Origin of the sequence: Streptomyces sp. NPDC059679, assembly GCF_042734105.1 — a bacterium.
Taxonomy (GTDB): domain Bacteria; phylum Actinomycetota; class Actinomycetes; order Streptomycetales; family Streptomycetaceae; genus Streptomyces.
Map to the genome: position 1 here is coordinate 22,033 of NZ_JBHWES010000066.1, position 24,651 is coordinate 46,683.

A 24,651-nucleotide genomic window follows, 5' to 3' on the forward strand; every position below is an offset into this window, starting at 1 on the left:
GTCGTTGGTGCCCTTGATGTCCCGGACGATCGACGGCAGCCAGAAGGTGTTGGCCTAGATCGACATCTGGACCGAGAAGTAGACGAAGACGAGCAGCAGGATCTTCGGGTCGCGCAGCACGGACCAGAAGGTCGGGCGGTCATCGCCGTGCCGGCTCATGTACTCCGCGTCCTCCGCGTCGATGGCGGCGGTGAGCTCGCGCTTCTCGTCGGCGGTGAGCCAGCGCGCGTCCTCGATCCGGGAGTCGAGACGGAAGAAGGCGAAGACAGCCCTCCGACATCCGGGAAGACCGCATCCTGGACCGGCTCTCCCTCGGCTACCACCTCACCGCCGGTGGCCCTCATGTGGCGGCCGCCAGCGGCATCGACATCGCGCTCTGGGACGCGCAGGCCCGCGCGTTCGGCGTACCGGTGGCCCACCTTCTGGGCGGCCGGCTCCACGAACGGGTCGACGCGTACGCCTCCTCCGGCTATGTCACGGCCACCCGCGACCCCGGCGAATTCCGGGACACGATGGCCGCCCACGCTGCCGAGGGCTTCACCGCCGTCAAGATCAAGATCGGGCTGACGCCGGATGAGGACCGGCAGCGTACGGCCGCCGCCCGCGCGGCCATGGGCGACGACGGTCTGGTGATCGTCGACTACAACGCCAACTGCACCGTCGCGACCGTCCGCCGCTCCCTGGCCCGGATACGGGACCTCGACCCGTACTGGGTGGAGGAGCCGCTGCCGCCCGAAGACAGCGTCGGCTGGCGCGAGTTGCGCGATGTACATCTGCCGCTCTCCGGTGGCGAAGCCCTCTACACCCGCTACGGCTTCCGCGACCCCATCGCCGAGCACCGCTTCGATATCGTCCAGCCCGACCTGGCCAAATGCGGCGGCTTCACCGAGGCCCAGGCCATCCGCCAACTCGCCGCGGCCTTCAACCTGCGGCTGTCGCCGCCCTGCTGAGGCACCGGGGTCGCCCAGGCCGCGACGCTCCAGTTGCTGTCGGCGACACCCCGGGCGCCCTTCGGCATGGCCGGCGGAGAGCCGCTGATCTTCGAATTCGACCGGGGTGAGAGCCCGCTGCGCGAGGGCGTCCTCGCAACACCTCTCACACCGGAGAACGGCACCGTGGCCATCCCCGACGGCCCCGGTATCGGGGTCACCGTCGACGAGGAATGGGTACGCGCCCACCGGCTGGAGGACCACAACGTCCTGGTCCGGGCGCACTGACCTTCATGGCCCCGCGCCGCGGGGCCGGCACTCAGCGCCGTACGTGGCCGAGGCCCGCTGAGATCTCGGCGGCCGCCTCGGCCACCAGCGGACCGACTTCGCTCAGGATCCGTTCCATGCGCTCCGCCACTCCGGCGACGCTGATCGCCGCGACGGGCATACCGGTGTGGTCGTGAACAGCGGCCCCACAGCAGCAACTGGACTCGTCGAACTCCCGCCGATCCTCCGACCAGCCGCGGTCCCGCGTCTCCTGGAGGATCTTCCGCAGATCGCCGACCGAGTCCTCATCCACCGGAGATTCGCTCGACGCCACGAGCTCCGCCAGCTTCTCCTCCAGCGCCTGCTCCGGAAGAGCCGCCAGGTAGGCCCGCCCCAGCGAGGTGCAGTGCAGTGGCCGCCCCGCCCCCAGTTCGCTCGTCACCGCCACCGGGCGCGGACCGCGCTCGCGATGCACGAACACCATGTTCACACCGTTCGGCACCCCGAGGCTGGCCGTCTCCCGGGTCTCCCGCATCAGCCGGGAGATGATCGGCATCGCCGTGGCGGTCAGATCCGTCGAGCTCACCGCGGCGGAGGCCAGTCGCGTGGCCGAGGGCCCGAGCCGCAACAGCCCGCTCCCCTGCTCCACGGCGAGCCAGCCGCCCTCGACAAGGCGGTCGACCAGTCGGTAGGCGGTGCTGCGGCTGAGCCCCAGCGTCGCGGCGAGGTCCTGGGTGGAGCATGTGCGGGCCACAGCCATGTGGTCGAGGATGGCCAGACCGCGGTCCAGAGCGCCGGAGCCCGGCCCGAGAACAGAGGAGGTGGTGGCGGGCGAGGTCATACAGCCTCCGTGAGTGAAACGCGGTGTCAATCAATGAGACTACATCTCGGAGCGCCGCCGTTCGACCGTCCGCCGTTCGACCCCTCCGGTGCAGACCCCCGCCCGGGCGCCGCCGTCGCCCGGAGCCCCTGGCCGCGAGGGATACGAGGTCGCTCTCGCCCCCGCGACCAGGGCCGACTCGACACGCCTATTTGGTGAAGAATCCTATGTAGGACGAGACGAGGGCGGAAACCAGCCAGTACAGCCCGTAGGCGATCCCGATGATGATCAGCACCGCCAGGGCACTGTCTATCTTTCCCACCAGTGTGGACGGAGTTCGGGGCTCCAGGTCATGTGAGCTCATCTTTGAAACATACGACAAGAACGCTGCACGTGTGGCTGCTTGTTAAGGTTTCCGCGGCCACCGGTTCATCTGACCCGGTGTCGACTCGGCCGGCGACGGGCTCAGGGAGCGGTGACGACCGCGCCACCGCCAGCTCCGGCGGTGATCCGGCCGGGGCACAGCCCCCGTGCGGCGAGCCCGCTGAGGATCTGCGGCACGGCGCTGACGGTGGTCTGGTAACCACCGTCGTGCATGAGGATGATGCTGCCCGCCCGCATGGTGGCGGCGGCCTGGACGATCTGCTGGGTGCTGGCGCCGTTCCAGTCCTGGGAATCCACGCTCCACAGGACCTCGGTCAGCCCGAGACGGGCCGCGTCCGCCTTGACCTGCGCATTGGTCTCCCCGTAAGGCGGCCGGAAGAGGGTGGGGGACTGTCCGGTGATGCGCTTGACCGTGTTCTGGGCGGTGGCGATCTCGGTGTACGCGGCCGGTTCGCCGATCTGGGTGAGGTGGGCGTGGGTCGCGGTGTGGTTGGCGATCCACATGCCCGCCGCCTGCTCGGCCTTGAGCAGGTCCGGGTACTGCTCGGCGTGCTGCCCCCAGATGAAGAAGGTGGCCTTGGCCCCGCCCGCCCGCAGAGCGCCCAGCAGCGCCTGCGTCGATGCGGGGTTCGGTCCGTCGTCGTACGTCAGACCCACGTACCCGTTGGGGCAGTTGGCCCAGGCCGCGTCGGTGCGTGCCTCGCCGGGCGTGGCCGCCAGGGAGGCCGCCGCCGGGGAAGCAGCCACCGAGAACGCCGCCATGGCGGCGGTGGCCGCGGCGATGAGCGCGATCCGTAAGCGGTTGCGCGCGTTTCCGAGCATTCTTCCTCCTTGAGCGCGGGTTCGGGCGAGGGGCAGTGTTACGCGGTCGGAGTATGCTGCGAGACCGATGCAACGTCAACGCTTGCTTCCGGAATTATTCCGGAAGCAACTCCCCGCCTCACTTTCGCCGATGACCTCCTGAACTGTGTCTTCTCAGCATGGGGCGGAGGCACCCGGCAGCGATGACGACGTTGGGAGGGTCGGGTCCGAAAAATTTCCGGTAATCCGCTGCGCCAGTGTGCACCGCGCCCGGCCGCCGTGCGGAGCGCTCATGCGAATGTCACCTCGGCGGTGGCGTGGCGTGCCTCCCGGTGGGTGGCGATACGGAGCTCGGCCCGCCCGTCGGCGGCCGTGCCGTCGGCCAGGATGCGCTCACCGGCGAAGACCGGTCGCCGCAGCCGGTAGGACAGGGCACGTACACGCCGCTCGGGGGCGTTGCGGCGGACCAGTTCGAGCATGAGCAGGGCCAGCAGGGGGCCGTGGACGACGAGGCCCGGGTAGCCCTCCGTGTCGCGGCAGTACGGGGCGTCGTAGTGGATGCGGTGCGCGTTGGCGGTCAGGGCGCTGAACCGGAACAGCAGCGTGGGGTCCGGTTGCAGGCTCAGCCGCCACGGGCCCTCGGCCGTGGCGGTGGCCTGGTCGTCGAGTGCGGTCGGATGCTGTCCGCCGGGGCCGCGGCCGGAGCGGTAGACGATGTCCTGTTCCTCGACCACGCACAGGCGGCCGGACTGCCGGAGCTCCTGGCGCTCGGTGATGAACAGCAGCTCGCCGGTGCGGCCCTGTTTGGGTGTCACCGCGCGCAGGCTGCTGACGCGTTCGGTGGGCTCGCCGAGGCGCAGCGGTTCGCTGATCTCGCAGCGTCCCCCGGCGAACATGCGCTGCCGGTCGGGGATGGGCGGCAGAAAGCGGGCGGCGCGCAGATGGCCATCGGCGCCCAGTTCGTGGTGGGCGGGCCAGTGCAGGAAGTAGAACCACTGCCACAGGGGTGGCAGCGGAGCTCCGGTTCCGGCGACCGTGTCGGACAGATCGAGGAGTGCGGACACGGCGCTGACCGGACCCGGGTTCAGGAGGTCCTCGTCGGTGGCCGGGGCGGGGCGCCACGATGCGACGTAGGAGCCGATCGGGGGCGGGGTGGCTGGCATGGTCTGTCCTTGCGTGCGGCTCGGCGGCCCTCAGGTCGCTCGCCCCCATCATGTGTGCTGATGGCTGGAGTTGGACAATGGAAAACAGTGATGGCCACATGCCGTGGTGGCATGAGACTCACACGTCGTCCGCGGTGTCCGGCTCCGCCAGAAACGACGCCACGATCGCCCCGGCCGCCGGGCGGCACTCTTCGAAATATCCGTGCCGGGCGCCCTCGAAGATGTGGGTACGCGCCCGGGGAATGCGCGCGGCGAGCAGCGGTGCGTTCGCGGCGGGCGTGAGCCGGTCCTCCGCTCCGTGCAGGATCAGCGTGGGCGCGCTGATCAGCGGGAGTGCGTCCCAGGCATCGTGTTCATTGCTGGCCACCAGATGGCGCCGCCGGGCGTGCGGCGGCATGGCGGGGTCGCCGAGGGTCGTATAGGGCCCGGGGTGTCCGGAGCGCCAGGCCGGGGTGTACATGAGGTCGGTCAGCGCTTCCCTCGCCGCCCGCGCGTCGGCCTGCGCCAGGGAGCGCCGCACCGCCATGTCGCGTTCCCTCGCCTGGGGCCCGCCGGGCGAGGTGCAGCCGAGGACGAGCCGCCGGATCCGGTCCGGATGGCGGGCGGCGGCCCACTGGGCGACCCGCCCGCCCATGGAGGTCCCGTACAGGTCGGCGCGCTCGATGCCCAGGTGGTCGAGGACGGCGATCACATCGTCGGCGAAGCCCGGCGTCGAGTAGGGCTCATCGGGTTTGCCGCTCTCCCCCGTGCCACGCCAGTCCATGGTGAGGGTGGTGTGCGTGGTGTGGAAGTCCGCCCGTATGCCGTCCCACCAGTGGTGGTTGTTCGCCTGGCCCGCCAGGAGCACCAGCGGCCGTCCGGTGCCCTGGCGCTGATAGGCGAGGAGGGTGCCGTCCAGTGCGCGGGCGTGGCCGTTCGGCTGGCGGCCGTCGGTGGGTGTCATGCGGGTTTCTTGCCTTTCCTCGTTGAGCTGTCTGGTTCTCACCGGGCTGTCCGGCGAGCTGTTCCCTGGCCCGCGGGCGTCATGTGTCGTCGGTGCGGGCGATCTGCGCGTGCGGTTGGGCGGAGGGCCATCGCCCCTGTTGCACGGCCGAGGCGATATGGCGGACCAGCTCGCGGGCGACGACCTCGGCCGCGGGTGGTGTCCGCCCGTTGCGTGGTGTGGCCAGGACGATCGAGCGCCACACGTCGGGGTCGCACAGCGGTGCCGCGCTGAGCGTGCCATCGGCCACGTCCTCGGCGATGCCCACCCCCGGCAGGATGGTCCAGCCGTGGCCGGCCCGGACGAGCTGTTTCTGCAGCCGCATGGAGTTGGTCTGCACGACGATGTCCATCTCGACCGCGGCCCGGGCGGCGGCCCCGTCGATCAGGCTGCGCAGGGCGTGTCCGGCCGCGGGCATGACCAGCGGATGCTCGGCGACCCGCGCGAGGGGGACGGGGCGCTCGCCGCGCAGCCCCTCGGACGGGGGCGCGACCACCCACAGATGCTCGCGCACCAGGGGGCGGACGTTCGGCGACGGGGTGCCGGCCAGGTTGTAGAGCAGCGTCAGGTCAAGGTCGCCGTCGTCCAGCCACTGCTGGAGGTGCCCGGAGTACGCCGTCATCAGGCGCAGCTCGATCCCGGGATGGTCGCGGGCGAGCGCGGACACCAGTGGCTCCGCCAGCAACTCGGTGGTGCTCTCCAGCAGGCCCACGGTGACGACGCCGGTCACCACGCCCGGGGTCGGCTGGACCTCGACACGGGCGCGCTCCAGTTCGTTCAGGGCCCGGCGGGCGCGGTCGACCATGATGGCACCGGCCTCGGTCGGCCGCATGCCCTGCCGGGTCCGCTCGAAGAGGGCGACGCCCAGCTCCTGCTCCAGGGTGCGGATCTGCCGGGTGACCGCGGGCTGCACCAGATGCAGCAGCTCTGCGGCGCGGGTGACCCCGCCGACCTCGGCGACCGTGACGAGTGCCTTGAGTTGTTTGACGTCCACCGCCCGCACTCCCTGCCATCCTGACCCGGCATGGCCGCATCACAGATTGTTATTTCACGAACATCGTCATGAGTGTCCATGATGACAAGTCCTGGTCAGTCAGTTGTCTGGAGGTCGCCCATGACCGAGCCGCCGCTCTCCGGTATCACCGTCGTCAGCGTCGAGCAGGCGGTGGCGGCCCCGCAGCCGGGACATCATGGAGCGGCTGCTCGGCGAGGCCGATGTGTTCGTGCAGAACCTCGCGCCGGGCGCGGCGGCCGACCGGAAGGCGTACGACCTGCTGGTGCAGTGCCGGACCGGTCTGGTCTCGCTGACCGGCAACGAACACGGCCCGGCCCGGGTGGGGGTGTCGATCGCAGACATCGCGGCCGGGATGTACGCGTACTCGGGGATCCTCACCGCGCTCTTCACTCGCGCGACCAGCGGTGTCGCCCGTGCCGTGGAGGTGTCCCTGTTCGAGGCGCCGGCCGAGTGGCCGGCCGCCGACGGCAGGGAAGTCCTCTTCTCCGTCCAGAACGAGCGGGAGTGGACCGCGCTGTGCGAGTGGTTCCTGGACCGGCCGGAGCTGGCCGACGACCCTCGGTTCGCCACCGGACCGGCCCGGGTGGCCCATCGCCAGGAACTCGACGCGATCGTGGCCGAGCGGTTCCGCGCCCTGGCGAGCGGGGAGGCGATGGAACTGCTGGACGCGGTGGGCATCGCCAACGCGGGGGTGAACAGCGTCGAGCAGTTCCTCGACCATCTCGTACTGGACGCCCGGGGTCGCCGGCGCGACATACGCATCCCGCGGGCCGTGGTGCCCGCGCTGGGACACAGCGCCGCCGATATCGACACCCTCCGGGCCGACCGCGCCATCTGAACCGCCCGCCCGCACACACCCCGTCTTCCAGGAGCCTCACACCATGAGCACCCTCGATATCCTGTCCGAGGACGAGCAGTTCGCCGTCAGTACGGTGCGCGACTTCGTCGACAGGGACGTCAAACCGGTCGTCCAGGCGCTCGAACACGCCAACACCTACCCCGAGGCCCTGATCGAGCGGATGAAGCAGCTCGGTATCTTCGGACTCGCCGTCCCCGAGGAGTACGGCGGCACCCCCGTCTCCACCCCCGGCTACGTCCTGATCACCGAAGAACTCGCCCGCGGCTGGATGAGCCTGGCGGGCGCGATGGGCGGCCACACCGTCGTCGCCAAGCTGCTGCTGCACTTCGGCACCGAGCAGCAGAAGCGCCACTATCTGCCGAAGATGGCCACCGGCGAGATCCGCGCCACCATGGCCCTCACCGAGCCGGGCGGCGGCTCCGACCTGCAGGCCATGCGTACCGTCGCCCGCAGGGAGGCGGATGGCTATGTGGTCAGCGGTTCGAAGACCTGGATCACCAACTCCCGCCGCTCTCGGCTCATCGCCCTGCTGTGCAAGACCGACCCCGATGCCACCCCCGCGCACCAGGGCATCTCCATCCTGCTGGCCGAGCACGGGCCCGGTCTGACGGTCTCCCGCGATCTGCCCAAGCTCGGCTACAAGGGCGTGGAGAGCTGTGAGCTGTCCTTCGACGGCTACCGGGCACCGGCCGACGCCGTGCTGGGCGGTGTCGAGGGCGAGGGGTTCGCCCAGATGATGAAGGGGCTGGAGACCGGCAGGCTCCAGGTCGCCGCCCGTGCGCTCGGGGTCGGCCGGGCGGCGTTCGAGGACGCGCTGGCCTACGCACAGGAGCGCGAGTCGTTCGGCACACCGATCTGGAAACACCAGTCGATCGGCAACTACCTCGCCGACATGGCCACCTCGCTGACCGCGGCGCGCCAGCTCACCCTGTACGCGGCGCGCGAGGCCGACGCGGGCCGGCGCGTGGACATGGAGGCGGGCATGGCGAAGCTGTTCGCCTCCGAGACCGCCATGCAGATCGCGCTCAACGCCGTCCGTATCCACGGTGGTTACGGCTACTCCACCGAGTTCGACGTGGAACGTTACTTCCGCGACGCACCCCTGATGATCGTCGGTGAGGGCACCAACGAGATCCAGCGCAATGTGATCGCGGCTCAGCTCGTCAGGCGAGGAGGACTGGAATGAGGATCGTCGGCCTGCTCTCGGAGGTGGAGCTCGCCCGGGCCGCCGTCCCCGGCCCGGGCGAGTGCCATCTCAGGGGGCGGTGAAGCGATACGAGCCGGAGCCCACGCCGTAGACGGCGCAGCCATCGTCGAGGCGCAGGAAGGTCGCACCGGCGTGGCTGATCCGGGACGCGGCGCGGGAGGTGGCGGCGGGCAGCCATACCTCGGCGGTCGTATTGACCGGCACGGACACGTCCAGGGTTAACGCGCCGTCATTCGCCCGCCTCCACCGCGTGGTGATCGGGCCGTAGAGGGAGTCGTAGCGCCCGTTCGCCTCGTGTACGTCACCGCCGGGGCGGGGCCGGATGACGATGCCGCGGAAGCCGGGCTCACCGATGCCGATGCCGGTGATGTTCTGGTACATCCACTCGCCGACCGAGCCGTAGGCGTAGTGGTTGAACGAGTTCATACCCGGATCCTGGAAGCTCCCGTCGGGTCTGAGGGAGTCCCAGCGCTCCCACATCGTCGTCGAGCCCCGGTCGATCTGGTATCCCCAGGACGGGAACGTCCGCTGTTCCAGCAGTTGGTAGGCGACGTCGGTGTGGCCGGTGGCGGTGAGCGTGGGCAGCAGGCGCGGGGTGCCGAGGAAGCCGGTGGACAGATGCCGGTCCTTGCTTCGGATCAGCTCGACGAGCCGGTCGGCGGCGGGTGTTCGCGCGCTGTCCGGCAGCAGGTCCATGGACAGCGCCAGGACGTAGGCCGTCTGGGTGTTGCCCTTGATGGTGCCGTCGGCGGACACATACGCCCGGTTGAACGCCTCACGGATCTTCGCGGCCAGCGTGTCGTACGGCGCGGGGTCGTGGCCCAGCACCCGGGCGGCCTTGGCCACCAGCTGCGTGCTGTGCGCGAAGTAGGCGGTGGCGATGACGTCCTTGGGAGTCTCGTCGTCCACGTTGAGCCAGTCGCCGTATCCTTCGGCGGGCCGCAAATACCCGCTGCTGTGCTTCTCCAGATACGTGATCCAGGCGCGCATCGCGGGGAAGTTGTCCGCCAGTACCTGCCGGTCCCCGTATGCCTGGTAGAGGTTCCATGGCACGGTGACGCCGGCGTCGCCCCAGCCGGCCGTGCCCTCGCCGAGGTTGCCGATGCGGGGCGCGACATCGGGGAACGCCCCGGCGTCGGACTGCCCGTCACGCATGTCTCGGAGCCACTTGGCGAGGAAGCGGGCGGATTCCATGGTGTAGGCGGCGGTGGCGGAGAAGACGTTGATGTCTCCCGTCCACCCCAGCCGTTCGTCGCGGGCCGGAGTGTCGGTGGGGATGGACAGGAAGTTGCCCCGCTGGCCCCAGGTGATGTTGCGGTGCAGTTGGTTGAGCATCGGCACATCGGTCGTGAACGACATGGTGAAGGGGGCTCCGGTGTGCATGACGCGTCCGGTGACGGCCTTTGTGTCCGGGGTGCCGGGGTAGCCGGTGACCTCGACATAACGGAAGCCGTGGAAGGTGAAGCGCGGCTCGAACGTCTCCGTCCCCGAGCCCTTCAGGGTGTACGAGTCGGTCGCCTGGGCGGTGCGCAGATTGGCGGTGTAGAGCATGCCGTCCTTGTCCAGCACCTCGGCGTGGCGCAGCCGCACGGTCCGCCCGGCCTCGCCACGGACCCGCAGCCGCACCGAGCCCACCATGTTCTGGCCCAGATCGAAGACGTACACACCGGGCTTGGGCTCGGTGACGCGGACGGCGGCCAACTCCCTCGCCACCCGGATCGGGGCATCCGCCTGGGCCACCAAGGACACGGCGGATGTGGTGTCGGCCGGTACGGCGTCGACGGACTTCCAGAGGGCGTCGTCGAACGCGGCAGAGGACCAGCCGGCCACTTCCAGCCGGGCGTCGTACTCCTCTCCGGCCATCAGGTCGGCCGTCAGGATCGGGCCCGTGGCGCAGCGCCAGTCCGCGTCGGTGGTGATGCGGTCGGTGCTGCCGTCGGTGTACGTGACCTCCAGCTCCGCCCGCAGGGCGGGCCGCTCGCCGTACTGCTCCTGCCCGAGCCAGGCGACGCTGCCGGAGTACCAGCCGGAGGCGAGAATCACGCCGATGGCGTTGGGGCCGCGCCGGAGCAGATCGGTGACATCGTACGTCTGGTACTGGACGCGCTTGCGGTAGTCGGTCCAGCCGGGGGCGAGCTGGTCCCGACCGACGCGGTGGCCGTTGATCTCGGCCTCGTAAAGGCCGAGTGCCGTCGAGTACAGCCGCGCCCGCGCGACGGGCTTCGCGGTGAGCCGGAAGTCGCGGCGCACCAGGGCGGGCCGCTGCGCCGCCCGCACTCTGCCCCACGGCCCGCCGCCCCACGGGGCGAGCACCTTGGCGGCGGGCCAGCCGCCGTCGTCGTATCCGGGCAGGTGCCAGTCGCCGGACGGCTCCGCGTCGGTGGCCTTCCAAGCGGCGGAGGTGGTGAGGGAACGGACACCGTCCGCGTCGGTCAGCTCCAGGACGCCCAGCAGTCCGGCGGGGCTCGACGAGGCGTTGACCGCGGCGACGGCGATGGTGTTGGCCCCCTCGTGGAGCAGGGCGGTGACATCGACGACCACCGGATGGCGCCAGTTCTCCTGGACGGGAGCGCGCCCCCCGATCTCGGTGCCGTTGACCCACGCGGTGAACCCGTCGTCGGCGACCAGCGCCAGACGGGCGAGCCGCGCACTTCCGGACACGTCGAAGGAGCCCCGGAAGTACCGGGTCCCGGCGGGCGCGCTGGAGGCCGGGTCGCCCTCGGGGTACCAGACCCAGTCGGCCTTGGCCAGATCGGGACCGCGGGTCACCGTGTCCGGCGCGGCGACCCACTTCGCCGCCCCCTGGTCCTCGGTGCCCAGCCCGGTCTCCCACCACGTGGGCTCGCTCCAGGGCGAGGGCTTGCCCTGGCCGTCCCAGACCCGGACGGCCCAGTGGTAACGGGTCCGGGCGCGCAGCTTCGGGCCGTCGTACGGGACCGACACGGACTGGCGGGAGCTCACCTTGCCGCTGTCCCAGACGTCCGGGGCGCCGATCCGGCCCGGGGAGGTCGCGACGCGCACCTGGTACGCGCTCTGCGCTTGGTTGCGCCGGTCCGAGCCGAGCTGCCAGCTGAGGCGGGGATGCGGGGTGTCCAGACCGAGCGGGCGGTCGGCGTATTCCACGGTGGTCTTCTCGACCCGGAGCCCGCCGTATCCGGGCTCGGCCGCCTCGGCTTCCCCGGTGGTTGCCGCGAGGGCGGTGAGGCCGGTGAGGGCGGGGCCCGCGGCGGTGGCGGTGCCGAGGAGGTTCCTTCTGCTGATCACATGCGTCTCCCGGGTGAGGAGGGCTTGGCAAGAGCAGGGCAGGGCTGCGCATATCCGAGATATGAAACGATTCAACCACGGGGCGCACTACGGCTCGCGCTCGCACACCCATGTGAGTGCTACACGGCAACGGTGGAGACTTTTGACTCCCGGAGGCAGCGACGTTCACTGTCGCGTCAGAATTGAATCGTGTCAATGCTTTGCACAGCGACTGTCCGGAAGCGACTGCGACCGGGTGTCTCAGCGGGCGGAGACGCCTGCCTCCGGAGCGGATGCGGCCACCAGCGCCGGCAGCAGGCCCGGGAAGCGCTCTTCCATGTCGTCCGTGCGGAGCGCGTTCATCTTCGTCGTCCCGACGTAGTACTGCCGGATCACCCCCGCCTCCCGCAACACGTTGAAGTGGTGCGTCAGCGTGGACCGGGACACCGACACATCGAAGGTGCCGCAGCTGATGTCCTCGTCGGCGCGGGCAAGTTGGGACACCACGGCACGCCGCACCGGATCCACCAGGGCGTCCAGCACCTGCTGCAACGAGACCTCCGCCATGGCCGGGTGCTCCACCGTCCGTGAAGAGGTGCGGGGGCGGGCCATGGCGACTCCTTGGGGCGACTTCTGCGCGTTCAGGTCATAGTACGACGTACATCGAATGCCGATGAGCGTCAAATTTTCGTGGGCTCCCCGAGAGGCGGCGGCTCGCTTCCCCGGAGACGATGCGTTCATGGAGTCCCGCTTCCCCGTGAGGCAAGTGGCGAGCGGCTGTGGACGCCGCGCCCCTCATGCCACTTCCTCTGAAATCTCATGAAAGCTCACGAAAATCCATGAAGGCTCATGAAAGGTATGCACCATGGCCACGCAGACTCCCGCCCGTCCCCTCGCCGGCCGCGTGGCGGTCGTCACCGGTGCCTCCAGCGGTATCGGTGAGGCATCTGCCGAACACCTGGCCTGGCTGGGCGCCCGTGTCGCCGTCCTGGCCCGGCGCGCGGAGCGGCTGAATGACCTGGTCGCCCGGATCGAGAAGAACGGCGGCCAGGCCCTGGCCCTGACGGTCGACGTGACCGACACCACGGCGGTTCGGACGGCCGCCGAGCGGATGGCGGCCGAGCTGGGCGGTGCCGACCTGCTGTTCAACAACGCGGGCGTCATGCTCCCCGCACCGATCGAGGAGCTGGCCACCGACCAGTGGCAGCGCCAGATCGACCTCAACATCACCGGCCTGATGAACACCATCGGCGCCTTCACCCCCCAGCTCGTCAAAGCCGCAGGGGAGCGCGGAGTGGCCGACCTGATCAACACCTCGTCGATCGCGGCCCACGGCGTCTTCCCGAACTTCGCCGTCTACTCCGCCACCAAGGCCTACGTCACCCACCTCTCCCGCCATCTGCGGGTCGAGCTGGGCCCCAAGAACGTACGCGTCTCAGCCATCGAGCCAGGCATCGTCGGCACGGAACTGCAGAACCACGTCACCGACGACGGAGCCCTCGCATGGCTGGAGAGCTCCAAAGAGACGGTGGAATGGCTCACCCCTCAGGACATCGCGCAGACCATCGGCTTCATCGCGAGCCTCCCGCCACGCGCCAACCTCCAGCAGGTCACCATCATGCCCACCGCCCAGCCCAGCTGACCGCCACCGGTCGCGGGGACGAGACCCGGGTCAGCTCTCCCGGATCTGGTCCGCCACCGTGACGACAACGGTTCGGTCAGGGGGTGAGTACGTCCTGGGGCAGCAGCCCCTCCGCGCGCAGATCCCGCCAGAAGTCCCCGGGCACGGAAGCCCTGAACTGCGCTGCCGCGTCGGCGACTTCGCCCGGTGAGCGCGCGCCGACGAGAACGCTCGCGACCGGGTCCGGCGCCGCCGAGAAGGCGAGGGCAGCGGCGCGCAGCGTGGTGCCGTACCGCTCGGCCACGGCGCGCATACGGCGGGCGCGGTCCAGCAGGTCCGGAGGGACGGCCGCGTAGTCGTACATCGCTCCCGGGCGAGGGTCGGCCAGTACCCCGGAGTTGTAGACGCCGCCGATGACCACGGATGTGCCGCGTTCCCGCGCCGCGGGCAGCAGGGCGGCGTCGGCGCGCTGGTCGAGGAGGGTGTAGCGGCCCGCGCACAGCACGGCGTCGACGTCGGTGTCCCGGACGAAGCGGGTGAGCATTCCGGCCTGGTTCATCCCGGCGCCGATCGCGCCGATCACGCCCTCCCCGCGCAGCCGCTCCAGCTCCGGATAGCCCTCGCGGAAGGCCCGCTCGGCGTGGTCGTCGGGGTCGTGGAGGTAGACGATGTCGACCCGGTCGAGACCGAGGCGGCTCAGGCTGTCCTCGATCGAGCGGCGGACACCGGCCGCGCTGAAGTCCCAGACGCGCCGGTGGACGGGGCGGCCGTCCCGGCCCGGCTCCGGGGGCTCCAGCAGGCGGCCGACCTTGGTGGAGAGCACATAGCTGTCGCGGGCACGGGTGCGCAGGGCCCGGCCGAGGCGGCGCTCGGCCAGGCCGGCGCCGTAGTGAGGCGCGGTGTCGAAGTAGCGGATACCCGCGTCCCAAGCGGCGTCCACGGTGGCGTACGCCTGCTCGTCGCCGACCGGTGTGAACAGGTGGCCGATGGCCGCGGACCCGAAGGACAGCGCGGTGACCGGGACACCGCTGCGGCCGAGTGTGCGGATGGTCGGGGCGGCCGCCTCACCGCCGGACGCGCGGCGGGTCATGCCGCCGCCCGCTCGGCCTCGTCGGCGCCCAGCCGGCCGGTGTCGATCCGCAGGACCTGGACGTACGGCGTCGGGGGCCGGGCGGGGAGGGTCACCTCCAGGGCGTCATCACGCACGATCCACCGCGGGGGCTCGGAGGCCGCCGCCCCGAGCAGGGTGACCCGCCGGGGCGGGGCGGGCAGCAGCCCCGTGGTCCGGCCCAGGCTGCGGATGCGTACGGTCCGGTTGTCCGGCCACGCCATGAGGAAGGCGTAGAGCACCTCCGGCGCCCGGGTGAAGCGGATGTCGCTCGCGGTGTAGGTGAGGGCCGACTCCCTCGCGCGCTCGCCGCTGACGCTGGTCGGCCCCTCGCCGTGTCTCGCCCAGGGGCGGGTGGCGAAGACCGCTTCGCCGCAGCGCTCGACCCACGCGCCGAGGGAATCGAGGACGGTCGCGGTGGCGTCGTCCAGGGTGCCGTCGGGCAGCTGGGGCACGTTCAGCAGGAGGCAGCCGTTCTTGCTGACCGTGTCGACGAGCAGACGGACGATCTCGTCCGCCGTCTTGTAGCGGTAGCCGTCGCAGTAGAACCAGTCGCCGATGCTGGTGTCGTACTGCCATGGCTCGGGGTCGGTGTCGCCGAGCTGCTGGCGTTCGACGTCCAGGAGCACGGCCCCGCGGTCGCGTCCTGGCACCGTCTTGATGCTCACCACGCCCTCGGGCACCCGGTTGTAGTAGTCGGCGAGGAATTCCAGGCCACGCTTGCTGGGCGGGGCGGCGGGACAGACGCTGCCGCTGTCGAAGGGCAGCCGCGAGTCGCGAGGTAGACCAGTTCGGGCCGGTGGCGGGTGGTGACATCGCGCAGCCGGGCGTAGAAGTCGTCGATGAAGTCCGGGTCCGGCGGCTCGCCGGGGCGGCGCGGCCGGCCGTAGAGGGCCCGCGGGTCGAGCCCGTCCCACCACAGGCCCCGGCCGTCCTCAGCGGTGAGATGCCCGTCGTACGGAACACCGGCCGCCGGCCCCTCGGCGTCCGTGGCGAAGGCGGCGTCCAGCCACCGCCACGTCCAGGAGCCGGCGTGCATGCTGACCCCGAAGCGCAGGCCCGCGCCGCGTGCCGCGGCGGCCCAGCGCGCGACGATGTCGCTGCGCGGCCCGACGTTGACGGCGTTCCAGGGCTGGTGGGCGGAGTCCCACAGGTCGAAGTTGTCACAGTGCGCCGCCATGGAGACGAAGCAGCGCGCGCCGGTGCGCCGGAAGCGGTCCATGAGCTCTTCGGGGTCGAACTTCTCGGCGCGCCACAGCCCGCACAGGTCCTTGTGGCCGAACCGGGAGGGGTGCCCGTACCGCGTCCGGTGCGCGGCGGTCTGCCGGCTCGTTCGTTCCCGCTCGAACTCCTCGGTGCCGTCGTAGGGGCCGTACAGGTGGCGGGCGTACCAGTCGCCGGACCGGGCGACGGACTGCGGGGGATGTGCAGCTCCGCCGGGTCGGTGGTATCGGCGTCGATCAGCGCCATGCGGCGGGCGGGGCAGGTCGGCCGACTTCACGGTCGCGGTGGACTACGCGTTGACGGTGGCGGCGCCCGGCACCGCCTGAGTCATCCAGGCGGCAGGCGTAGTCCCGCGATGAGGAGTTCGACCAGTCGTCGTGCGTCGTAGTCGGGATTGTGCTCGGCGCCGATGCAGAGGTTTCCGACTCCGCGCATGAGCTGGATGGCCGGCACGTCGGATCGGATCTCGCCGGCATCGACCGCGGCGTCGAGCAGCTGGGTGCATACGGGCACGAGGCGGTCGAGGAAGTAGGCGTGCAGCGTCTCGAAGCCGGCGTTGTCGGACTGCAGCACGGCGGCGAGTCCGTGCTTGGTGACCAGGAAATCGACGAAGAGGTTGATCCACTGCCCCAGTGCGGCATGCGGGGTCGCGCTGCTCGCCAGCAGGGCCGGACCGGCCTCGGCGCATGCCTCGACCTGGTGCCGGTAGACGGCGATGATCAGATCCGCTCGCGTCGGGAAGTGGCGGTAGATCGTGCCCACCCCGACGCCGGCCTTCGCCGCGATGTCGCGTACCGGCGCTTCCACGCCTGACGCGACGAAGATCGAGGCGGCCGCGTCGAGCAGGGTCTCCTGGTTGCGCCGGGCGTCCGCCCGCTTGGACCGGGCCGCGCGTCCCGCGCCCTCGTCGCTGTCGTTCACCGCACCGCTCCCTCCACTGCCAAACCGCTGCCGAGCCCTGATCTGGCCGGGCTTGCCAAACGGAACAACGTTCCGTATCGTCTTTTCCGGAACGAGGTTCCGCTTGCTCATGATGCCAGAGCAGGGACCCGGCAGCCAAACCACCCTTTGTCATCACGCGATACCGCCACGCTTCATCCGCAGTGGAGGAACACAGTCATGCAGTACCGCACCTTGGGCCGCACCGGTGTGCAGGTCAGCTCTCTCGCGCTCGGCGCCATGAACTTCGACAGCATCGGGCGCACCACCCAGGACGAGGCCACCGCCATCGTCGATGCCGCTCTCGAAGGCGGGATCAACCTCATCGACACCGCCGATATGTACAGCGCGGGCGAATCGGAGGAGATGGTCGGCAAGGCCATCGCCGGCCGCCGCGACGACATCGTGCTGGCCACGAAGGCCGGCATGCCGATGGGCGACGAGCGCAACCATCGGGGCAGTTCGCGCCGCTGGCTGGTCACCGAGCTGGACAACAGCCTGCGTCGGCTCGGTGTCGACCACGTCGATCTCTACCAGATCCACCGCTGGGACCCGAACACCAGCGACGAGGAGACACTGTCGGCGCTGACCGACCTCCAGCGTGCCGGAAAGATCCGCCACTTCGGCTCCTCGACGTTTCCCGCATACCGCATCGTGCAGGCCCAGTGGGCCGCCCGCGAGCACCACCTGAGCCGTTATGTCACCGAGCAGCCCAGCTACTCGATCCTGCAGCGCGGTATCGAGAGCCATGTGCTGCCCGTGACCGAGCAGTACGGGCTCGGTGTGCTGGCGTGGAGCCCGTTGGCCGCGGGCTGGCTGTCGGGCGCGGTCCGCGAGGGCCGGGAGATCACCACCAGCCGCTCGACGTTCATGCCGGAACGCTTCGACATCGCCATCCCCGCCAACCGGGCCAGGCTCGACGCCGTCGAGCGGCTGGCCGAAGTCGCCGACGAGGCCGGTCTGACCATGATCCAGCTCGCGCTCGGATTCGTGACCGCGCATCCCGCCGTGACCAGCGCGCTCATCGGCCCCCGCACCCTGGACCATCTGCACACGCAACTCGCCGCCGCCGACACCGTGCTCTCCGCCGATGTGCTCGACGCCATCGACGCGATCGTCGCGCCCGGTGTCGACCTGGCCCCGCACGAGAAGCACGACACACCGCCCGCGCTGCTCGACCCGTCGCTGCGGCGCCGCTGACCGTAGGGAAAGGATCAACAGCTCCATGCCGTACACACCCCGGCCTCGTTTCGGCATCATGACCGCCCCCATGCAGGTCGGCTACCACGACGTCCTGCGGGTCTGGCGCGAGGCGGACACCATCCCGGAGATCGAGCACGCCTGGTTGTTCGATCACCTCATGCCGATCGGCGGCGACCCGAACGGACCGACGCACGAGGGCTGGACACTGCTCTCGGCCCTCGCCGCCCAGACCCGCCGGCTGCGGCTCGGCTTGCTGGTGACGAGCAACCGGTTCCGGCCGCCCGCGATGCTGGCCAAGATCGCCACGACCGTCGACATCGTCTCCGGCGGACGGCTCGACTTCGGCATCGGCGTCGGCTCACGCCCCAGCCCTCCCGCGGCACACCGCGAGTACGCGGCACACGGCCTGCCCTTCCATGACACCGCGCACGCCGTGGGGAGCCTCGCCGAAGCCTGTACGGTGATCCGGCGGCTGTGGACCGAGGAGGAGCCGTTCGACTTCGACGGCACCTACCACCAGCTCACCGGGGCGTTCGGCAACCCCAAACCCGTCCAGCGCCCCCATCCGCCGATCCTGATCGGCGGACGCGCGGCCTCGACACTGCGCGTGGTCGCCGAACACGCCGACATGTGGAACATCCCCGGCGGCGACATCGACGACGTCATGAGCCGCAGTGCGCTGCTCGACCGCTACTGCGCCGAGATCGGTCGCGACCCCGCCTCGATCACCCGCTCGATCCACCTGTCCGTCTCGTACGACCGGCCCGGCACCACCCGGGACGCGATCGCCGAGGCGATCGACGCCGGCTTCGGACACATCGTCCTCGGGCTGTCGACGCCCTACCCCGTCAACGTGGCCCGGTGGGTCGCCGACGAGCTCATCAACACATCGGCCCGGGGCAAGTCCTCGTAGCGCCCGCGTACGGCCGTGGCGCGCGGAGCCCTACCTCGTCCCCGCCAGGACCTCCGCCGCGGCCACCCCGGACGCCGTGGTCGCGCCATGAGTGGAAATGTGCACCGCGCCGGGGGCGGTGGCGCCCGGCAGGCCCATCTCCACGACGATCGCGTCCGGGCGCGCGGTGACGAGGTCCGCCAGGGCGCCGCCCATCCATGGGTGCCGGGAGGCGTCCCTGACGACGACCACCAGCGGGCGTCCGGAGGCGGGGGTCAGCGCGGACGCCTCCAGAGTGGCTGCCTGCGTCCGCAACTCCTGCGGGTGGATCCGGACGGAAGTCGTGCCGGGAAGCCGCTCGCTCAGCGGTGCGGCGACGCCCCAGGGGGTCTCCTTGCCGATGGCCAGGTTGGTGGCGGGCACCAGCTCCACCACATGCGGCGGCGCGGCCAGGGGCAGTGACTCCGCCACGGAGCCGGTCATACGGATGGCCCGGCGGGCGGCGACGAAGCCGATGACACCGTCGGCCGCGCCGGCCGGGGCGGACCGGCCCAGCTCCGTCGACCACTCGGCGAACGCCCGGACCCGCTCCGACGCCTCCGCCAGCCGCTCCTCGGCGAGTTCCCCGGCGGCCACGGCGTCGACGAGGGCGGTGGCGAGCAGTCGGGCGGTGGCCTCCTCGGCGCTCTCCCCGCCGACGCAGACGGCATCGGCCCCGGCGGCGAGAGCACGCACCGTGGCCCCGTCGATCCCGTAGCGGTCGGCGACGGCCCCCATCTCGATGGCGTCGGTGACGATCAGCCCGTCGAATCCGAGTTCCTGGCGCAGCAACCCGCCGAGGATTCGGCGGCTGAGGGTGGCGGGCAGCTCCGGGTCGTAGGCGGGCACCAGGAGGTGGCCGCTCATGACCGCGCGGACCCCCGCGTCCAGTGCGGCGCGGAACGGCGGCAGGGCCTGGGCGGCGATCCGGTCGAGGTCGGCGTCGTAACTGGGCAGGCCGTGGTGGGAGTCGACGGCGACGTCCCCATGGCCGGGGAAGTGTTTGGCGCAGGCGGCGACCCCGGCCGTCTGGAGTCCTTTGATCCACGCGGCGGCGTGCCGGGACACCGTTTTGGCGTCCGCCCCGAAGGACCTGACCCCGATGATGGGGTTGTCCGGGTTGGAGTTGACGTCCACGGTGGGCGCGAAGTTGAGGCTGATGCCCGCTCCACGCAGTTGGCGGCCCAGGTCGGCGGCGACGGACTCGGTCAGCTCGGTGTCGTCCACCGTCCCGAGGGCGAGGTTGCCGGGGCGGGTGGAGCCGGTGGCGGACTCGATCCGGGTGACATCACCGGCCTCCTCGTCGATCGCTACGATCAACGACGGATTCTCGGCACGGAGTTGCGCGGTCAGCCGGGCGAGCTGGTCCGGGGATTCGATATTGCGCGAAAAGATCACGACGGAGGCCAGGCCGTTACCGATGTCACGCAGGATCCACTCCGGCGCCTCCGTGCCCACGAACCCCGGTTGCAGGACGGAGAGCGCGAGTCGTCGCAGGTCCGTGCCGGGCTTGCTGGTGGACATCGACCACGCCTTTCGGGGAACGCCAACACACCGACAACACCGACGCCGCCCACGACATCGATGATCTTTGGTACAGACCAACGGATACTCGCCCAGTCGAATCGCCGGTGTCAAGGCGCGGAGCGCCGGGGCCGCCACCAACACGCCTAGGGAATTCCCTTGTTGACAACGTATATGGTCTAGTCCATTTTTATGAAGGCGTCAGTACCTCACGGAGCGCAGTGAACACTACGCCCCGGCACGTTTTGGAGCACTGCATGCCAAAGCCCGATTACTTGTTTCGGTCCCCCTCGGACGTCCCCTACTTCAGCTCGGACGGCGAGACATACCTCGCCCGGACCCAGCTGCGGGACCTCACCAAGACCCACCGACTGCGTGTGTTGTCCGAGGACGACTTCGCCTTCTGGCAGACCTACGGCTACGTCGTGGTGAAGCAGGCGATTCCCGCCTCGGCGGCGCGCCGGTTGCTGGACTTCACCTGGGACTTCCAGGGGCTCGACCCCGGCCGCCCGGACACCTGGTACCAGGACCGCGAGTGGCGGTCCGACCTGGACCGTGAGCTGCACATCTACGGGTTCGTCGAGGCGTACCACCACCAGCTCATCTGGGACAGCCGCCAGACGCAGCGGGTCTACGACGCGTTCGTGGACGTATGGGACTGCGAGGAACTGTGGGTCAGCCTGGACCGGCTGAACCTGAACCCGCCCAACGTCAAGAACCGCGACCGGGCCCTGATCGCCCCCACGGAGCGGGGGTTCGACATCACACTCCACTGGGATGTCGACACCACCCTCAGTGTGCTGCCGCAGCGGGTCCAGGGCATCATCGCCCTCCATGACACCGAACCGGAGCTCGGCGGCTTCCAGTGCTGCCCCGAGTTGTTCCACCGGTTCGACCACTGGCGGGCGTTCCAGCCGGCCGACCGCGATCCGATCCGGCCCAAGATCGACCGGGCCGAGATGCCCGTCGTGCGGCCGCAACTCGAGGCCGGGGACCTGCTCATCTGGAACGGGCTGCTGGCCCATGGAGTGGCGCCCAACACCTCGCAGAACGGTGTGCGGGCGGTCCAGTACCTCGCGATGATGCCCGCCCTCGAATCCCACGAGCAGCTGCGGAATTCGCGAGTCGAGTCATGGCGCCACCTCACCACGCCGACCTGGAACGGCACCCTGCTGGGCGACGCCGACAAGCCCGAAGCCCTCAGGTACGGCACCGCCACGCTGGACGATCTGGGCGCCAAGCTGCTCGGACTCACCTCGTGGAACGGGACGGACATCAACCAAGGCGAGCGAAGCGGCGAGGAAGCAGCGTGCGACGCATCTGCCTGACACTCCCCACCAACCGGGCGTGCCCCGCGATGGTCACCGCCATCGGTGAGGAAGCCGCCTACGCGGCCGCGCACTTCGACGTCGAGGTGCATCTGCTCGTCCTGGACTCCTCCGACGCGTATCGGGAACACGCACGGGCTCTGAACTCCGCGCACGGGGTGCCGCGGGTCGTCGTCCACCACCTCGACGAGGCGGAGCAGCGCGACTTCCTGCGCCGGGTGATTCACCGGACCGAGCACACCAAGCATGAGCTGCTGCTCGACCTGATGCTTCCGGCCGGGCTCTCCTACGGCGCCTGCACCAACCGCGCGTTTCTGATCGCCGTGGCACTCGGCTGCGAATCCGTCCACCGCAGGGACTCCGACAGCCGCTACCAGGTGCTGCGCGGCGAGACCGTGTTCCCCGTCCACCAGGAGCTCCTGTCGCTCGGCAAGCGCGCGTCCGACGCGGCGCACGGTGTCGGCGAGACGGCGCTCGCTCCTGAGAACACCCACAAGCGGGTGGCGATGGTGGCCGGCTCCTTCCTGGGCGAGCTGTCCGTGGACATCGACGAGATCCGCCGGCTCGACCCGGACGTCTACTACGACGTGGTCGGCCTGTGGGCGCCGGGCCACTGGTCGGACGAGCAGAAGCGGGAACTCGTCGAGGAGTCCTTCCAGGGGCCCAGGACCGGCCCGTTCACCGGCGACCGGACGACCTTGACCGTCGTCGACCCCATGCATGTGGACATGTGCAACATCAGCTTCCACCAGGTGCATGAGCGAGTGCCGCTGCCGCCCGCCACCGACACCATCGGCAGCGACTACTTCCTCATCCACCTGGTCCACGCCGCCGCGCTGCCCGGCGTGCTGCACAACCGCCACATCGTGAACTTCTACACCGGGGAACGCCGCACCGGCCCGGGGTTCATGGCCTACCAGCTGCGGTTCGCCAAGTTCTTCCTCTCGATGCTCTACTTCAACTTCCTCTACGACGAGATGGCCGAGGCCGGCGAAGCGCTCCTCGACGACGAAGGACGGGTTCGGGCGTCCGCCATTGCCGAGCTGGCAAGGAAGAGCACCCTGCTCGACCAGGCAGAGAACGTCCAGCGTCTCGACACCATCGAGGCCGCGTACCGGAAGCTCGGCGGCAGATACGCCACGTTCGCCGCTTTCCTGGCGTCGCGCCGCGAGCGTCTGCTCGACGAGGCGCAGAGCGACATCGCCGACTTCGCCCTGCTGGTCGAGGCGTGGGAGGCGCTGGTACGGGCGGCCCGCGACACCGCCCTCGCACAGGCTCCGGAACGTCCGGGGCGAAGGTCACGATGACGCACGAGGGCATAGCAGGCATAGAGCCTGCCGTGGGCATACGCTTGTCCGCCGGGCTCGCGGCCACCACCGACGACCGGATCGTCTTCGACCTCACCGGAATCGAGGAGCGCTACGAGTCCCTGCTCCGGGAGTTGCCCGGGGTCGCCGTCCGCTTCGCGATGAAGGCATGCCCGGTCGACGAGGTGCTGGCCCTGCTGGCCGGGGCGGGCGCCGGGGTCGATGCGGCGAGCGTCCCGGAGATGGAACAGGCGCTGCGGGCGGGTGTGCCGATCGGCAGAGTGCACTACGGCAACACCGTGAAGTCCGATCGGAACATCGCCGACGCCCACCGGCTCGGCATCAGGGACTTCGCGACCGACAGCCTGGAGGACGTGGCGGCCATCGCCGGACACGCCCCCGGCGCCCGGGTGTTCTGCAGACTCAGCACCGACACCCGGGGAGCGCTCTGGACGCTGAGCGACAAGTACGGATGCTCGACCGACGACGCGGTGACCATCCTGGAAACGGCGCGGAAGCTGGGTCTGGTGCCCTCCGGCCTCTCCGTACACGTCGGCTCGCAGCAGATGACACCCGAGGCCTGGCGCGACGCCTTCGAACGCCTCGCGGACACCCTGGCCACCCTGGGCCGCCACGGGATCGCCCTGGACCACATCAACCTCGGCGGCGGCCTCCCCGTCCCGGGCTATCTCGACAAACACGGCAGACCGCTCGATCCCCCGATCGACAAGTTGTTCGCCGTCATCAGGGAGGGCATGGCCCACCTGCGCGCCATCGGCGGACACCACCTCGACTTCATCGTGGAGCCGGGCCGCTACCTCGTCGCCGGGCAGGGAGCCATCCGGGCACATGTGTCCCGGCTGTCCGCGCGGCGGGGCCTCGACGGGCGGCGCCAGTACTGGCTGTATCTGAGCTGCGGCAAGTTCAACGGCCTGTACGAGATGGACGAGTTGCAGTACCCGCTCGTCTTCCCCACCCACGCCGGCCCCGGCACCCGCCGGGTGCCCGCTGTCGTGGCCGGACCCACCTGCGACAGCGACGACGCCTACTCCCATGAGCACGGTCTGGTCCAGGTGCCCGAGGCGCTGGCGTCGGGCGACCCGGTCTGGGTGCTGTCCTGTGGCGCGTACGCGATCAGCTATACGACCCAGGGCTTCAACGGCTTCGGCCCACTCCCCTACACCTGCATCGACGGCGGCGCCACGGGCGGGTCCGGCGGGTCCAGCGGGTCCGGGAAGGCGTGTGACGGATGAACGACGAGGTGCGCATCCGCCGTATCGCAGAAGACGACTGGGACGGCATCGCGGCGCTGGAGTCCCACACCTACACCGGCCTCGGGCTGTCCGAGGGACGGGTGGCGCTCGAATCCCGCGCGCGCGTATCGCCCGCCACGTGCCGCGCGCTGGAGGTGGGCCCCCGGCTGGTGGGCTATGCGCTGGCGCTGCCCTATCCGATGTACCGGTACCCGGACCTGGAACGGCCCGAGGAGACCGCGTACCCGTCCACCAATCTGCATCTGCACGACCTGGTCATCGCGGAGAACTTCCGGCGCAGGGGGCTGGGACGGCGCCTGCTGCGCCATCTCACCGCGTCCGCCAGGGCACACGGATACGAGCAGATCTCGCTGGTCGCCGTCGGGGGCAGCGCGACGTACTGGTCGGCGCGTGGCTTCACCGCCCACCAGGAGGTCGTCCCCCCGGACGGCTATGGCCCGGACGTCATCTACATGTCGAGGGCGGTGCCGTCCGGCGTGTCCGCTCATGGCGCGTCATCGCAGAAGGAGCAGGTTTGATCCA

The 24,651-nt window shown here is 70.3% G+C and carries 21 protein-coding genes and 2 pseudogenes; 10 read left to right on the forward strand and 13 right to left on the reverse strand.

The window, feature by feature from the left end; all coding sequences use genetic code 11:
- Positions 1 to 344 precede the first annotated feature (344 nt).
- Positions 345 to 1,217 (forward strand): annotated as a pseudogene (locus ACFV2X_RS43995) (mandelate racemase/muconate lactonizing enzyme family protein).
- Positions 1,218 to 1,248: 31 nt separating this feature from the next.
- Here ACFV2X_RS43995 and ACFV2X_RS44000 read toward each other — a convergent pair.
- From ACFV2X_RS44000 to ACFV2X_RS44025, 6 genes are all read right to left on the reverse strand, one after another.
- Complete coding sequence (locus tag ACFV2X_RS44000) at positions 1,249 to 2,037, reverse strand: IclR family transcriptional regulator (protein ID WP_385627218.1); 789 nt, start codon at positions 2,035 to 2,037, stop codon at positions 1,249 to 1,251.
- Between the two features lie 187 nt (positions 2,038 to 2,224).
- Positions 2,225 to 2,380 (reverse strand): hypothetical protein, encoded by a 156-nt coding sequence (locus ACFV2X_RS44005; protein ID WP_179285522.1) that lies wholly within the window; start codon positions 2,378 to 2,380, stop codon positions 2,225 to 2,227.
- 101 nt (positions 2,381 to 2,481) lie between these two features.
- Positions 2,482 to 3,222: a polysaccharide deacetylase family protein gene (locus tag ACFV2X_RS44010; protein ID WP_385627221.1), complete on the reverse strand. Its 741-nt coding sequence runs from the start codon at positions 3,220 to 3,222 to the stop codon at positions 2,482 to 2,484.
- A 269-nt stretch (positions 3,223 to 3,491) separates the two neighbouring features.
- Complete coding sequence (locus tag ACFV2X_RS44015; protein ID WP_385627222.1) at positions 3,492 to 4,364, reverse strand: hypothetical protein; 873 nt, start codon at positions 4,362 to 4,364, stop codon at positions 3,492 to 3,494.
- Between the two features lie 118 nt (positions 4,365 to 4,482).
- The gene (locus tag ACFV2X_RS44020; RefSeq protein ID WP_385627224.1) at positions 4,483 to 5,307 is read right to left on the reverse strand and encodes an alpha/beta fold hydrolase; all 825 of its coding nucleotides are present in this window, start codon (positions 5,305 to 5,307) and stop codon (positions 4,483 to 4,485) included.
- A 79-nt stretch (positions 5,308 to 5,386) separates the two neighbouring features.
- A complete protein-coding gene (locus ACFV2X_RS44025) occupies positions 5,387 to 6,340 on the reverse strand; it encodes a LysR family transcriptional regulator (protein ID WP_385627226.1) in 954 nt (317 codons plus the stop codon).
- Positions 6,341 to 6,518: 178 nt separating this feature from the next.
- Here ACFV2X_RS44025 and ACFV2X_RS44030 point away from each other — a divergent pair.
- Together ACFV2X_RS44030 and ACFV2X_RS44035 are read left to right on the forward strand one after the other, a co-directional pair.
- A pseudogene (locus ACFV2X_RS44030) lies at positions 6,519 to 7,199 on the forward strand (CoA transferase); the annotation flags it as partial.
- A 43-nt stretch (positions 7,200 to 7,242) separates the two neighbouring features.
- Positions 7,243 to 8,406, forward strand: a complete 1,164-nt coding sequence (locus ACFV2X_RS44035) for an acyl-CoA dehydrogenase family protein (protein WP_385627227.1) — start codon at positions 7,243 to 7,245, stop codon at positions 8,404 to 8,406.
- A gap of 69 nt (positions 8,407 to 8,475) precedes the next feature.
- Here the strand turns inward: ACFV2X_RS44035 and ACFV2X_RS44040 are convergent, their stop codons facing one another.
- Together ACFV2X_RS44040 and ACFV2X_RS44045 are read right to left on the reverse strand one after the other, a co-directional pair.
- On the reverse strand, positions 8,476 to 11,691 hold the full coding sequence (locus ACFV2X_RS44040; protein WP_385627228.1) for an alpha-L-rhamnosidase: 3,216 nt from the start codon (positions 11,689 to 11,691) through the stop codon (positions 8,476 to 8,478).
- Between the two features lie 240 nt (positions 11,692 to 11,931).
- Positions 11,932 to 12,282 carry an ArsR/SmtB family transcription factor gene (locus ACFV2X_RS44045; RefSeq protein ID WP_385627231.1) on the reverse strand — a complete coding sequence of 117 codons (351 nt, stop codon included), beginning with the start codon at positions 12,280 to 12,282 and terminating at the stop codon, positions 11,932 to 11,934.
- A 253-nt stretch (positions 12,283 to 12,535) separates the two neighbouring features.
- Between ACFV2X_RS44045 and ACFV2X_RS44050 the strand changes: the two genes are divergently transcribed.
- Positions 12,536 to 13,312: an SDR family oxidoreductase gene (locus ACFV2X_RS44050; RefSeq protein ID WP_385627234.1), complete on the forward strand. Its 777-nt coding sequence runs from the start codon at positions 12,536 to 12,538 to the stop codon at positions 13,310 to 13,312.
- A 76-nt stretch (positions 13,313 to 13,388) separates the two neighbouring features.
- On the opposite strand, the gene ACFV2X_RS44055 is transcribed toward ACFV2X_RS44050, so the two are convergent.
- From ACFV2X_RS44055 to ACFV2X_RS44070, 4 genes are read right to left on the reverse strand one after another with little or no spacing between them, the layout of a single operon-like run.
- On the reverse strand, positions 13,389 to 14,381 hold the full coding sequence (locus tag ACFV2X_RS44055) for an aldo/keto reductase (protein WP_385627236.1): 993 nt from the start codon (positions 14,379 to 14,381) through the stop codon (positions 13,389 to 13,391).
- A complete protein-coding gene (locus tag ACFV2X_RS44060; RefSeq protein ID WP_385627239.1) occupies positions 14,378 to 15,052 on the reverse strand; it encodes an alpha-L-fucosidase in 675 nt (224 codons plus the stop codon). Before ACFV2X_RS44060 ends, ACFV2X_RS44055 begins: the two co-directional genes overlap by 4 nt.
- A gap of 11 nt (positions 15,053 to 15,063) precedes the next feature.
- A complete protein-coding gene (locus tag ACFV2X_RS44065) occupies positions 15,064 to 15,900 on the reverse strand; it encodes an alpha-L-fucosidase (RefSeq protein ID WP_385627241.1) in 837 nt (278 codons plus the stop codon).
- Between the two features lie 50 nt (positions 15,901 to 15,950).
- Complete coding sequence (locus tag ACFV2X_RS44070) at positions 15,951 to 16,544, reverse strand: TetR/AcrR family transcriptional regulator (RefSeq protein WP_385627243.1); 594 nt, start codon at positions 16,542 to 16,544, stop codon at positions 15,951 to 15,953.
- A 198-nt stretch (positions 16,545 to 16,742) separates the two neighbouring features.
- On the opposite strand from ACFV2X_RS44070, the gene ACFV2X_RS44075 reads away from it, so the two are divergent.
- Together ACFV2X_RS44075 and ACFV2X_RS44080 are read left to right on the forward strand one after the other, a co-directional pair.
- Positions 16,743 to 17,762 carry an aldo/keto reductase gene (locus ACFV2X_RS44075; protein ID WP_385627246.1) on the forward strand — a complete coding sequence of 340 codons (1,020 nt, stop codon included), beginning with the start codon at positions 16,743 to 16,745 and terminating at the stop codon, positions 17,760 to 17,762.
- Positions 17,763 to 17,787: 25 nt separating this feature from the next.
- Positions 17,788 to 18,678 carry an LLM class flavin-dependent oxidoreductase gene (locus tag ACFV2X_RS44080; protein ID WP_385627248.1) on the forward strand — a complete coding sequence of 297 codons (891 nt, stop codon included), beginning with the start codon at positions 17,788 to 17,790 and terminating at the stop codon, positions 18,676 to 18,678.
- A gap of 30 nt (positions 18,679 to 18,708) precedes the next feature.
- Here the strand turns inward: ACFV2X_RS44080 and ACFV2X_RS44085 are convergent, their stop codons facing one another.
- Positions 18,709 to 20,220, reverse strand: a complete 1,512-nt coding sequence (locus tag ACFV2X_RS44085) for a glycoside hydrolase family 3 protein (RefSeq protein ID WP_385627251.1) — start codon at positions 20,218 to 20,220, stop codon at positions 18,709 to 18,711.
- 257 nt (positions 20,221 to 20,477) lie between these two features.
- Here ACFV2X_RS44085 and ACFV2X_RS44090 point away from each other — a divergent pair, with 257 nt between their 5' ends.
- Genes ACFV2X_RS44090 through ACFV2X_RS44105 form a run of 4 tightly spaced genes read left to right on the forward strand, consistent with a single transcriptional unit; the run spans position 20,478 to position 24,647 of the window.
- Positions 20,478 to 21,548: a phytanoyl-CoA dioxygenase family protein gene (locus ACFV2X_RS44090; protein WP_385627253.1), complete on the forward strand. Its 1,071-nt coding sequence runs from the start codon at positions 20,478 to 20,480 to the stop codon at positions 21,546 to 21,548.
- Positions 21,530 to 22,855 carry a DUF6271 family protein gene (locus tag ACFV2X_RS44095; RefSeq protein ID WP_385627256.1) on the forward strand — a complete coding sequence of 442 codons (1,326 nt, stop codon included), beginning with the start codon at positions 21,530 to 21,532 and terminating at the stop codon, positions 22,853 to 22,855. Before ACFV2X_RS44090 ends, ACFV2X_RS44095 begins: the two co-directional genes overlap by 19 nt.
- Positions 22,852 to 24,108 (forward strand): type III PLP-dependent enzyme, encoded by a 1,257-nt coding sequence (locus ACFV2X_RS44100; RefSeq protein WP_385627258.1) that lies wholly within the window; start codon positions 22,852 to 22,854, stop codon positions 24,106 to 24,108. Before ACFV2X_RS44095 ends, ACFV2X_RS44100 begins: the two co-directional genes overlap by 4 nt.
- Positions 24,105 to 24,647, forward strand: a complete 543-nt coding sequence (locus ACFV2X_RS44105) for a GNAT family N-acetyltransferase (RefSeq protein WP_385627260.1) — start codon at positions 24,105 to 24,107, stop codon at positions 24,645 to 24,647. The genes ACFV2X_RS44100 and ACFV2X_RS44105 overlap by 4 nt, the downstream gene beginning before the upstream one ends.
- Positions 24,648 to 24,651 lie beyond the last annotated feature (4 nt).